The following is a 12,034-nucleotide window of genomic DNA, read 5'->3' on the forward strand; positions in this document are numbered from 1 at the left end:
CTATAGAGGCTGGTTAAGAGAAAAATTATCCATTTGAACGGCAAAATTATCAACAAAATCCGCCCCTACTAATCACTAGCCATTACACATTCTTTAATGGCAAAGCTACAGTAAATGTTGTTCCTGCATTAAGTTCACTATTGACTGTAATTTCACCTCTATGAACATCTACGCACTTTTTTACGATTGCTAATCCCAAACCTGTACCTTGAATATTACCGACATTAGCGGCACGATGAAAAGATTCAAATAGATGAGGTAAGTCTTCTAGCGGAATACCAATTCCTCGGTCTTTTATTTCAAATACTGCTCGTCCTTCTTGACAAGTAAGAGCAAATTTGACAGTACTGTGATTTGGCGAATATTTCCTGGCATTTGAGAGTAAATTTCTAAGAATATATCCCAGTAATCTTTCATCCATACAACAGGGTATGAATTTATATTCACAGTTAAAAGCGATCGCACATTGAGGAGCAATATCAACTTGCAATTCTTCTAATAAGTTACAGCAGTATTCGACTAAATCTAGAGGTACTGGTCTAAATTCTAATTTTCCTACTTCTGCTTTACCAATTACCAATACATCATTTAACATATCAGTCATATGTTTGACAGCAGTTTGAATGCGATGTATGTGCATGAGCAGTTTTTCTTCTGTCCATTTGTGACGATAATGTTCCAATAGTTCCGAAGAGGAAAGAATAGTACTCAATGGAGTACGAAATTCATGGGAAGTCATAGTAATAAATCGGGACTTAAGTTCATTCAGTTCTTTTTCTTTTTCTAATGCTGTTCTTAGTTCTTGTTCCAACTGTTTGTATTTTGTAATGTCGGCTCGATAACCAACTATTTCTACTGGATTACCCGCATCATCCCACAACACTAACTTGGCTTGGTCGTATATCCAACGATATTCACCATCACTATGTAAAAAACGATATTCATAACTATTTTCTCCTTGGTCAAAAATTTTTGATAATTCTGTTAAAACACGTGCTAAATCGTCTGGATGAATATGATTTATCCAAAAGCTAGAATCTTCAACAAATTCTCGCGCTTCGTAGCCCATAACAGCTGTAATATTGTCGCTAATAAAGCTAATCCCGTAATCACCATCAGGTTTACAGCTATAAATAATTGCTGGAGTAGAAGAAAGTAAGTATTGCAAACGGGTTTGTGATAATAACAATGCTGTCTCTGCTTGCTTGCGATTGGTAATATCATTTTGAATGCCGACGTAGTGCGTGTAATTGCCGTCAGCATCAAAGACAGGAAAAATACTTAATTCATTCCAAAATAGACTGCCATCTTTACGGAAGTTACGTAAAATTACAGTGCAGTTTTTTGCTTGTTTGATCGCAGTATTGATTTCTTGCGCCTCTATTTGATTAAGATCTGCACTTTGGATCAAACAGCTGCTTTGACCGATAATTTCTTCTATAGAGTAACCAGTGATGTTCTCAAAGGCAGAGTTAACATAGATAATTGGTAACTGTGGCAGTCTGACATCAGCAATTACAATACCATTAGTACTGGCGGCAATAACGCGATCGCGCAGGCGTAAGCTAGCTTCTGCTTGCTTGCGCTCAGTAATATCAGTATGGATGCTAACTGTACCGATAATCTTACCTGTTACATCTTTAATTGCGTCAATTGCGTCAGCACGAAGGTAAATATCTAAAATTTCACCTCTACGAGTTTTCATTTTGACTTCACCACGCCAAGAATGATCACTCTCGACAGCTGCAAAGATTTTTTGATACTCTGCTGGATGGGGGTAAAGGGCTAATATTCCTCCAGCAGCTTGCAATTGTGCTAGTGTATACTCAAAAAGTTCAACAAATGCTGGATTGACGTAAAATTGCTCACCACCATTGTCAATCAAGCCAATAGCGTCACTGCTACTTTCTATCGCTTTGCGAAAACTTACTAAAGACTCCTCGACGCGTTTGCGATCAGTAATGTCTGTAGAAATGCCACAAATAGCATAGGGAACACCATTACCATCTTTTAAAGGAAATTTGACAGACAGGTAAATATGTTCTCCATCTGTTTGAGGAGCAACTTCTTCTACTTCTAGGTGTTCCCCAGTCGTAAATACGTTGTGATTGTTTGCTGCAAACTTACCAGCAAATTCATTAGGAAAAATATCATATACACTTTTACCTATAATCTCCGCTTTAGTAATGTGAAATAGCTGTTCATATTGACGATTAATCAGTAAAAATCTGTTTTGAGTATCCATTAAATAAATAACTGCTGGTGAGTTATCTAAAATCGCTTGTAGCTGTTGTTGAGTCGCTTGTAATGCAACCTGTGCCTGATTGCGTTCTGTAACATCTCTACTAATGCCACGATAACCACGGAATTTACCTTCTCGATCAAAGATTGGAACTCCATTAGTTTCTAGAACAACTGGATGCCCATTTTTATGCAGGTTGATATTTTCAAGACATTCAAATGCTTTTTGTTTACTAACAATTTCAAAAAAAAGCTGGGCGATACTGTCTCGCTTGTACTGTGGCATCAACTCTAAGGGTACTTTGCCTAAGATTTCTTCGGGTTGATAACCCAATATGTCACTTACTTTCGGACTCACATATGTATAAGCAGCATTTTCATCAACTTCCCAAATTAAATCGCTGCTGGTTTCAATTAAGTTGCGGAAACGCTCCTCGCTCTGTTTGAGAGCCGCTTCGGTATGTTTGCGATCGCTAATCTCAGTAATGGTGCCAATGTAAGCAATGATTTCACCTGTATCTGTTCGCTCTGCAACCGACTGACCAACAACCCAACTAATACTACCATCAGGACGCTGAAACCTGTACTCAGAGGAAAATGGCAGATTGTGGGCAGCGGCTTGATACCAATCTTGAATAATTCGCTCTCTATCGTCTGGATGAAGCGCCCGCTCCCAACCATGCCCTGTGGCTTCTTCAGGAGTAAGCCCAGTAATTTCACACCAGCGATTATTGACGTAAAGACAATTTCCCATAAAATCTGTTCTAAAAATACCTACTGGTAAGACAGCTGCTATGGTTTGATAGCGTCGTTCACTTTCTTGCAAGGCAATTTCAGCGTAATCCTGTTTTTGTAATGTTTCCTGCATCTGCTGGCGAATGATTTGTTGTAAAGCTTGTGTTTGTTCCTCCACCCGCCTTTCTAGTTCTGCTTGTGCTTGTTTAAACTGGTTAATATTTCGCCCTTCGGCGAGCAGCATTACTACTTTGCCTGAGTCATCTTTTAGAGTTCTCACAGAAAAGTCAAAGCTAGCGATGGTATCGCCTACACCAAGTAGATCAACCTCGTAACGTACAAATTCATTTTTGACAGCGATCGCTGCTTTTATTTGGTTTTGAATTTGGCTGGAAATTGCCCACCAACGTGTCTCCCAAAACGGATGCCCAATCACCTCTTGTGGTTGCAAACCTCCAAAATCAAGTGCTGTTTGGTTGGCTTCTAATACAATTCCTTCTGGTGTTAGCAGCACCATAAATTGGAAGGTGCCATTGAAAATCCCACGGAATTTTCTGTTGCTGTTTTGCAGTTCCTCTTCAGTATGTTTGCGTTCAGTAATATCCCGCTGCACAGAAACAAAATGAGTGACTTTGCCCTCACAATCTGCGATCGGTACAATATTTATCTCTACCCAGTACGCAGAGCCGTTTTTATGGTAATTGATTAACTCTGCTGTCACTGGTAATTGATTTTGAAGGGCAATGCGAATTCTGTTGAGTTGGGTGCGATCAGTTAATTCACCCTGTAAAAGTCGTGGCGTTTTACCAATTGCTTCAGTAGCGCAATAGCCACTCATCCGAGTAAAAGCTTCGTTAATATAAACTATTTGCGGGCCGAAAGGTGCATCTAGCCTATCGGCTGTAGTAATAACAATGGCATCGTTAGCATGAACAACTACTGACTCTAATAAACGCAGTTGTTCTTCTGTGTCTGCTGCTACTAATTGCGAGCCACCCAACTGATGGCAGCCCAAATCGGTAGTAAGTGCCACTGTGCTTGCCTCCCGTTACTCGAATAAGCTAAGAAAAATCTGCATTGTCTGAAAATATTTTAATGTTATTATTTATACTTTATTTTATTTGTCCGCAATTATTAGTGAGGCAATGTAACAATTGCATAGCAGCTACAATAAATTTGTAATATCTTAAAAGATAAATTTGCTTCAGTAAAATTACTGATATAAATGTTAATTATTCATATAGTTACACAACTTAGATTCCCGACTTCTAAAAGAAGTCAGGAATCTGTGTTTTTAGTTTATTTTTAAAGATCGTCTTCTAACTGTCGGGCAACCAATCGAGTAAACAAACCTTGTTGAGCCATCAATTGCGTGAAAGTTCCCACTTGCACCACACAACCAGCTTCAATCACATAAATGCGATCGGCATTCCGAATAGTGCTAAGACGATGGGCGATCGCGACTCGCGTTACTTTTAACCGCTCCAAACTTTCAGTTACAATTGCCTGGGTGCGATTATCCAAAGCGCTAGTTGCCTCATCCATTAAGACAACTCTCGGCTGAGAGACAAGGGCGCGGGTAATCAATAATCGCTGTCGTTGTCCGCCAGAAAGATTACTTCCTCCCTCACTAATCACAGTGTGCATACCCATTGGCATTTGCTCTATGTCTTCTGCCAAACCTGCCATCCGGGCTGCTTCCCAGGCTTGCTCTAGTGTGACTAACGCTCCGCCAGTGATGTTCTCAAAAATCGAGCCTGAACCAATCTTGCCATTTTGCAACACTACCCCTAAGGATCTGCGTAACGCCTGAAGATCCAATTTAGCTAAGTCTTTACCATCGTAAAATATACTTCCTCTTGTGGTCTTTTCAAACCCCAACAATAATCGCAATATTGTTGATTTTCCACTTCCGGAAGGCCCAACTATAGCGATAAATTCTCCCGGATCTGCATACAAACTCACATCTTTGAGGACTAAAGGCCCATCTTCAGAATAACGAAAGCTGACACGATCTAAGACAATGCGGCCGATTAACTGTCCGGGATTTTCCTTGCAATCGCTCGTTTCTAGAGGAGTTCGCAAAATTGGTTGTGTTCGTTCCCACAAAGGAATAATACTCCAAATGTCTGTAATGGTGTTGCTCAGATCAGTAACTCCTTTGATAAAAATATTTAAAGCATAGTTAAAAGCAATAAATGTGCCAAGTGTCAGACTTGACTGCCTGGTTGACATCGCAAAACCAAACAAGAGTGTAGAACTTACTAGTGGTAGTGCTTCGTTAAACACAGAAACATAGTCGTTAATCTCTTGCCCACTTGCCTTGAGCCTAATTCTTTGGCTGTACTTTTTCGCCCAAGCTGCAAATGCTCTTTCTTCTGCCATTGCAACCCGCAGTTTAGCGACACCATTAATCAGTTGAATGGTAAGCCCATAAATTGCGCCGTCTATTTCCTGCAACTGCCGTGATTTCTTCACTAAAAAAAAGCTAGAAACGCTGGTGATCACACTAGCTAGCAATCCTAAACCCACTCCGACAAAAGCAAGTCGCCAGCTATAAATAAACATCAGTACCAAATTGAGTAAAGCAAACACTCCACTTAATAAAGTCCGTTGAGTAGCACCGCTGAGTTTTTGCTGAATCCGACTCACAGACATAACACGATTGACTAAATCTCCAGATGCATACTGACGAAAAAACGCTGGACTTAATTTGAGTACCCGATCCCAAATAGCAGGTTGCAAGACGTTATCGCTGAGGCTTTCAACTCTAAGGGTAATAATGCTTTGAGCAATTCCAAAGAATAACTGGGCAAAAGCTACTACAAACAGCACCAATCCAATTTGCCAAACCAAGACGCGATCGCTCTCAGGAATAGCATAATTTACTAAAATCGCTGTTGCCTGTGGCGTAATCATTCCTAACAGCGTGCCAATTATGCCCAACAGGAAAATACTAATAATGTCTTTTTTACTACCTCTAGTTGCAAACAACAATACATCAATAGCATTGTTTACAACCTGGGGTAAAGGTCGATAAAGAACATAAGCTTGCTGTGACAGTGTTTTAGCAACAGCTTCATTTAGGGGTGTATGAGTCTGTGCTACTGAATCAAATAGTACATAACCCTTAGTACCAACTGGTAATAATGCGACTGGGCGTTTTTTCCACTCAGTAAAAGCCAGGAGAGGGCCATGTTCTTTATGCCACCATCCCTCTGTTAAAGTTACACGCCGAATACGTATTTGCGATGCTCTAGCAATAGCAGCTACAGGATCTTTCGCACTTTCAAAATCTTCTACAATCGGAGGATGAATTGCAATCCCTAAAAACCTTCCAATTGCTCCCATTGCCACCAGAAGAGCTGGCCCTTCTTGGAAAAAGACAGCTTCTTGCTGTGGTTGTAATACAGCCGCGAGCTCTCCTAAGGCTCCTGCTACTACTTGGCGATTGCGTTGTTCTCGTTCCTGAAATCTACGATATTCTGCTTCTGTCTGTTGATTAATTAATAAACTCAAGTAGTCAAAGAAATAAGTATGTAAACTCGCTAAACCTGCTCGCAGTTCTGCCTGTTCTAACTCTGCACCTGCTAGCATCACTCCGTTAGTCGAATTTCCTGCCTCCAACCACATACCTGTTGTGAGTGGAAAAGCTGGAGAGGTAGAATTCAAAGTTAAGTCATCAATTCCCAGCCAGCGAACACTACCTTGTTGTAATTTCACCCAAAAGACTTTTTTTTGCCATAGTTGTAGTGTTTCACCAACTGATAACGAAAACTTGCCCTCAAAATCTCTGGGGAGGAGATTTAATGGCATCGTTAGTTTGGTTTGCTGCTGATTAAGAACCCGATCTAGGTTATATAGCCAATTTTCTAAGAGTGCAGTTGCTTCTGGTTTACCTGCTGCAATTTGCTCGACTAACTCACTGAGCGGCAGTTGAGATAATTGTGTCGGTTCTACTGCTACCGCCACAAATGCCCATTGTTGGATTGCGATCGCTTCCGGTGCTAATGCTGCACCAAATAAAGCTTCGCCAGTACTGACACTAAACAAATAACGACGCTGATTTTGAGATGAGCCATTCCTGATTTGAGTTGCAAACAACGCCAGCCTTCCAGACTCTACTATCCACAAAGTTTCTGGATCGTGCAGCAGCACTGATTCATTTATTTTCATTCAGTGTAGTCCAACGCAACTACGCACCTGAGTGTACAACATCAAGTGCTTATTGTTGAGATGATATGCAATGCTGCAAACTTTGCCCCCTCTATCAAAATAATTTTGCGGGGTTAAAAATTCTCCGCGTCACCGCGTCTTTATGTCTTCATGTCTACCTCAACCCGTCAATTTGTGATTGACAGAGTAATAGAGCGCTCTCGCTGAGTTGAAGTCCATCATCATTTAGTGGTAAGTTTATTGACAATTAGTCGCACTTAGCTAGCTCCACCATGACACTCATCCTTAGCATCTCGGACTTTGACGAACTGTACCAGCAGGCTCCTAAACCCCAGGTTGAAAATCTCGTGCTTGATGGTTTTGAGATGCTCGAAGGAGTGCCGGAAATAATAGGACGGGGCTACAATCGCATTATGAATCTATCGCCTGGGGTGTGGTTGGGTTTTTATGATTGGGAATTTCACCAGGATTTAATCGTGAAAATGCCTGCTCACAACCATCCGATTCAGTTCATGATTTTCCTATCAGGCGTGACTTATTTTGACGATGTTCACCCTCGTGTTATGGGAGGGACACATAGCTATTTTTCAGGTAGCGGGATTTCGCCTGCCTGTTCTGGGAAACATCGCGCTGGAGATCGTTTAACTATTGTAGATGTGGATATTGAACCGCTACTGCTAGAATCGTTTTTTCTAGAGGATGGGCATTATAGTCACGAGTTTCAGAAACAACTGTATAAAGAACAAGACTGGAAGCTCTCATTTTATCCCACACTGACACCAGCAATGCGATCGCTCGCTCAACAAATGTGGAATGTACCCTATCGTGGTGCTGTAAAGCGGATGTATCTTCAAGCGAAGGTGTTTGAACTAGTAGCGATTTACCTAGATTTGATTTCGGCAGATCAACAGTCAATATATGACGTACCTAAGCTCAAACCTGAGACAATCACTCGTATCCATCACGCCAAGGAAATTTTGACTACACAACTTGAGCATCCGCCATCGCTGTTAGAACTAGCACGGCAGGTAGGAGTCAGCGTTAGCACTCTCCATAGAGGTTTTCCTATACTCTTCAACACAACTGTGCTGGGTTATTTGACACAGCAACGGTTGCAGAAGGCAGAAATGTTATTGCGTCAAGGCGATCGCAAAGTCGCAGAAGTGGCAAATTTAGTAGGCTACGGTCACCTCGGACGCTTTGCCGCAGCGTTCAAGCGTCAATATGGCATCACACCTAGCCAATGTTTGGCAGGTAAAAAAGTAGTTTTTGGCTAATAAATGGCTTTTTTTAGATAGACACTATGATTGCGACGGTTTGCCAGTTCTTTGTTTGACAATTTCGATAAACTCTTCGGAGCTAACCGTAGTCCCTTGTCGTTGAATGCGTAGCACTGCTTCATGTACTGCATCTTCATCATCTCGATGTAACAGTATGTACTGTTGCAGTTCTTGCTGTGTCATTGCTGAAAAGTTCGGCTTGTTCATGGATACCTTACCTTGCCATTAGGGCGTATAAGAACTTCTAGCCCATTGCCAGCCAAAATGTAAACCTCTCCTGTTCTTTTATCTAATCGCACTAGATGTACTGAGAGAAACATATTTGTCAATTCGCTACACACTCTGTAGCATTCTCTGAATTGCTCTGGTGTGGGTTCCATATTATCCTTTATTTATTATCAATCTATTCCTTCAAATCTCTCTATTGTGAGGGCGTTGGTAAAGCTTTACCCATACCCCTATCGGGAAGCAAGCTACGCGGTAGCATCTCTGAAAGAGAAGACATCGCTCTTAATATACTTCGTCGAAATGGTCATGCTTCCATCACAACTGCTCAAAAATTTCTCTCTCAATGAGATTGACAATTTTTTTGCCCTTCTAAGATCGCGATCGCTCTGCGCCAAAGAGGTAGCAAACTTGTTAGTGGAGTATAGTCGCTTTGCAGTAGCATTCAAGCAGCAATTTGGCATCACACCTAGCTAATGTTTGGCAGGTAAAAAAGTAGTTTTCGGCTAGCAAAAAGTATTTTTCGGATAGACACACCTCAGTCAACTTCTCTACACTACACTTCATTGCTATCAAAAATAATTAGCAACAAAAGCTTTGATTGCTGTGTGAGGAACTATGAGGGGTTGGTGCTTATCCGCTCGTGCTTGTCTATCGTTTTTAATCAGTCTTTCGGGATGTTTGAGTATTGTTGCGGTTTCATCGGTATCGGCACAGGAAAAGCCTGATCGCCAAGATATCGGGACTAAGTATGAAACTAGTTCTCAAATTCCCAACTGGGCGAAATCGAACTTCCCGTTACTAACGCTCAAATGCTAGTGCAGTCACCAACACTAAGTAATCCTCCTACCGTTCAGGAAAGTATTGTTCTAATTACAGGAGTGAAAGCAAATCCCACAGATAAGGGTGTGGAGGTAATTTTAGAGACTACTCTTGGGGAACAACTGCAAGTTACCAATCGTAGTGCTGGTAATAATTTTATTGCTGATATTCCTAATGCCCAACTGCGTTTACCTAGTGGCGATGCGTTTGTATTTCGTTCAGAAAAACCAGTTGAGGGAATTACGGAAATAACGGTGACGAATATTAACGCAAATACTGTGCGAGTGACTGTGATAGGTAGAGAAAGCGTTACCTGGGGTTGAGTTATTTGATGATAATGTCGGGTTGATTTTCGCAGTAGCATCTACAGCCACAGCAGCACAGAACCCCGCCCCGCCTGCGGCACCCCTTCCCTTGCCAAGCGAAGAGGAAGAGGAGGCGTCAGAAGAACCCGCACCAATGTGACAACAGACGAGCCTGATAATCCTGGATTTTCGGTTCAAACGGGAGAACAAAGAAGTCGAGGAATTGAGTTAGATATTAGTGGCGAAATTTTACCGGGATGGAATATTATTGCAGGCTATGCCTACAACGATGCCAGAGTCACGAAAGAGAACACAATTCCAGAGGGTAATCGATTATATGGTGCTCCCGAACACGCATTCAACCTGTGGACAACCTACAGAATCCAAGAAGGTGATTTGCGAGGGCTGGGGTTTGGTTTAGGCTTCTACTATGCTGGAGATACAGAAGCAGATTTGGCAAATACTTTCAAGGTTCCCGGCTACTTCCGTACCGATGCGTCAATTTTTTATGAACGCGATCAATTCCGTGCTGCCGTAAATTTCCGTAATCTCTTCAATGTAGATTATTATAAGGCTGCTGGATCTAGTGAACTTGTTACTCCAGGCGAACCTTTCACTATTCAAGGAACAATTTCATGGCAGTTTTAGGTGGTTAAGGAACGGAAATTTAAGAACCTACAATTTTTTAATGGTGCATCACGCTAGGCTAACACAAAGTAATAGCTGAGGTTTTAGGAAAATAAGAAACTGCCCAAGCGGTTTGGCAGCATTATCAAAACAGAATGCAAGCGTTAAAGACTGCAATGGGCGATCGCTACAAGAATAAGAAAGTTTCTTTTATCTTTACTTATTTAGATACATTGATAGTAACTGATGTAAAAAACTCATTTTTAGGCTCAATTATTAGTGATGCTGGTTTACAACGCCCAGAAGCGCAAGATATCATTGCACCAGCAGGAAATATCGATTTCTCTGAAGAAGAATTAGAAAAAGTGGATGGGGATGTTTTGTTTGTAGGAGTTTCTAATAATAGTCATGAACACTCAATCGACAAACTCAAGCGTAAACCTCTTTGGAAACAGTTAAAGGCCGTTCAACAAAATCATGTTTATTTAGTAGATATCTCCACTTGGTTGTCGGGCGATATGATAGGTGCTAATGCCATAATTGATGATTTATTTAAGTATTTAGTGCCGTAATCCCCGTAGTGCGATCGCATGATTCATATTTTGATTCGGCAACGCTCATGATGCCTATTTATTAACCAAACTATAAAAGATTATAGCTCCCCGACTTTTTCAGAAAGCCAGGGATCTAAACACGTATTTAAATCGCATCGGCACGTTTACGACTTTTCAAGTACGGAATGGTGACAACCCCGCTAATTAGCAAATAGAGCAGGATGGCAGCGAGGGCAAGCTTTTGCTCTGAAAAGTTAGTATAAGCGATCGCAATCGCGACGCCAGGGTGCCGAGTAGCGGTAGATAGTGCTAGAACTGTGCGGTGATGGGGATTTGGCCCACCCAGCAAATGACCTGCTGCTAGCCCAATCAGGACAAAAACTACAATCACAATGATCGTTCCATTGCCAATCAGAGAGGCGAGCGCAGATCTTGCAGTAAACAAGATGGGCAAAAGACTGACAAGCATCACTACAGATGCTACCACAGATATGGGCTTGGCAATCCGTTGGGCAAATGCAGGTGACAGATATCGGACTGCGATACCGATCGCCAGCCACACCAGTACGGTAGATAGAACAATCTGAGCAACGACGATGGGCGGAATTTTGTCGGTTCTGCCGAAGGCTCTATCGAGCAGCTCAATCATGAGGGGAGCAAACACGATCGCCAGCAGCGACATTGCCACCAGTAATCCAAACGTGTAGTCCTCTTCTCCGCCTGCCTTAAGTTGCTTCTTCGGTAAGATGGGCGGAATTGGAGACAACGATAGCGCGATCAGAGCGATTTCTACAGCCGGATACAGATTGAAAGCAGCTACAATTGCCCCCGCTACCAGTGGCATAATGATGTACATGGAGAGGAGCGATCGCACAAGTTGTCTGGGATGGCGAAACAAATAGGTTATGTCTTTGAGTCTTGCCCCCAGCCCAAGCGCAAAAACAGCGAGTACGATACTCACCTTCAGCGCCAGCAAAATTAATTGTGTTAGATTCATGGCGTTAAATTGGGGCTTTATGGATGTGGGTATAGAGTTCGCGCTTGTCGGCACAAAAGTGAAGCGATCGCT

7 protein-coding genes and 3 pseudogenes are annotated in these 12,034 nt (G+C 41.9%); 5 read left to right on the forward strand and 5 right to left on the reverse strand.

What is annotated here, in order from left to right; all coding sequences use genetic code 11:
• Nucleotides 1-82: 82 nt before the first annotated feature.
• Both U2718_RS20940 and U2718_RS20945 read right to left on the reverse strand, forming a co-directional pair.
• Nucleotides 83-4,009 carry a PAS domain S-box protein gene (locus U2718_RS20940; RefSeq protein ID WP_342000716.1) on the reverse strand — a complete coding sequence of 1,309 codons (3,927 nt, stop codon included), beginning with the start codon at nt 4,007-4,009 and terminating at the stop codon, nt 83-85.
• 272 nt (nt 4,010-4,281) lie between these two features.
• A complete protein-coding gene (locus U2718_RS20945; RefSeq protein ID WP_342000714.1) occupies nt 4,282-7,152 on the reverse strand; it encodes an NHLP bacteriocin export ABC transporter permease/ATPase subunit in 2,871 nt (956 codons plus the stop codon).
• 272 nt (nt 7,153-7,424) lie between these two features.
• On the opposite strand from U2718_RS20945, the gene U2718_RS20950 reads away from it, so the two are divergent.
• Nucleotides 7,425-8,429 (forward strand): AraC family transcriptional regulator, encoded by a 1,005-nt coding sequence (locus U2718_RS20950; RefSeq protein WP_342000712.1) that lies wholly within the window; start codon nt 7,425-7,427, stop codon nt 8,427-8,429.
• 24 nt (nt 8,430-8,453) lie between these two features.
• Here the strand turns inward: U2718_RS20950 and U2718_RS20955 are convergent, their stop codons facing one another.
• Entirely contained in the window at nt 8,454-8,639 is a 186-nt protein-coding gene (locus tag U2718_RS20955; RefSeq protein WP_342000710.1) for a DUF6887 family protein, read from the reverse strand.
• On the reverse strand, nt 8,636-8,812 hold the full coding sequence (locus U2718_RS20960) for a DUF6888 family protein (RefSeq protein WP_411813338.1): 177 nt from the start codon (nt 8,810-8,812) through the stop codon (nt 8,636-8,638). The genes U2718_RS20955 and U2718_RS20960 overlap by 4 nt, the downstream gene beginning before the upstream one ends.
• 154 nt (nt 8,813-8,966) lie before the next feature.
• On the opposite strand from U2718_RS20960, the gene U2718_RS20965 reads away from it, so the two are divergent.
• The 4 genes and pseudogenes from U2718_RS20965 to U2718_RS20980 all read left to right on the forward strand — a co-directional run.
• Nucleotides 8,967-9,134 (forward strand): hypothetical protein, encoded by a 168-nt coding sequence (locus U2718_RS20965; RefSeq protein ID WP_342000708.1) that lies wholly within the window; start codon nt 8,967-8,969, stop codon nt 9,132-9,134.
• A gap of 141 nt (nt 9,135-9,275) precedes the next feature.
• Nucleotides 9,276-9,932, forward strand: a pseudogene (locus U2718_RS20970) (AMIN domain-containing protein); the annotation flags it as partial.
• Nucleotides 9,929-10,432, forward strand: a pseudogene (locus U2718_RS20975) (TonB-dependent siderophore receptor); the annotation flags it as partial. The pseudogenes U2718_RS20970 and U2718_RS20975, both read left to right, overlap by 4 nt.
• Before the next feature lie 113 nt (nt 10,433-10,545).
• Nucleotides 10,546-10,983, forward strand: a pseudogene (locus tag U2718_RS20980) (ABC transporter substrate-binding protein); the annotation flags it as partial.
• 127 nt (nt 10,984-11,110) lie between these two features.
• Here the strand turns inward: U2718_RS20980 and U2718_RS20985 are convergent.
• Nucleotides 11,111-11,962 carry a Na+-dependent transporter gene (locus U2718_RS20985; protein WP_342000700.1) on the reverse strand — a complete coding sequence of 284 codons (852 nt, stop codon included), beginning with the start codon at nt 11,960-11,962 and terminating at the stop codon, nt 11,111-11,113.
• Between the last annotated feature and the right edge of the window lie 72 nt (nt 11,963-12,034).

It is taken from the genome of Chlorogloeopsis sp. ULAP02, assembly GCF_038404745.2.
Taxonomy (GTDB): Bacteria; Cyanobacteriota; Cyanobacteriia; order Cyanobacteriales; family Nostocaceae; genus Chlorogloeopsis.

Excerpts from the sequence above, each read along its gene's own strand:
- U2718_RS20960 (WP_411813338.1), bottom strand. The coding sequence starts at position 8,812 with ATGGAACCCACACCAGAGCAATTCAGAGAATGCTACAGAGTGTGTAGC.
- U2718_RS20955 (WP_342000710.1), bottom strand. The coding sequence starts at position 8,639 with ATGAACAAGCCGAACTTTTCAGCAATGACACAGCAAGAACTGCAACAG.
- U2718_RS20945 (WP_342000714.1), bottom strand. The coding sequence starts at position 7,152 with ATGAAAATAAATGAATCAGTGCTGCTGCACGATCCAGAAACTTTGTGG.
- U2718_RS20950 (WP_342000712.1), top strand. The coding sequence starts at position 7,425 with ATGACACTCATCCTTAGCATCTCGGACTTTGACGAACTGTACCAGCAG.
- U2718_RS20985 (WP_342000700.1), bottom strand. The coding sequence starts at position 11,962 with ATGAATCTAACACAATTAATTTTGCTGGCGCTGAAGGTGAGTATCGTA.
- U2718_RS20965 (WP_342000708.1), top strand. The coding sequence starts at position 8,967 with ATGCTTCCATCACAACTGCTCAAAAATTTCTCTCTCAATGAGATTGAC.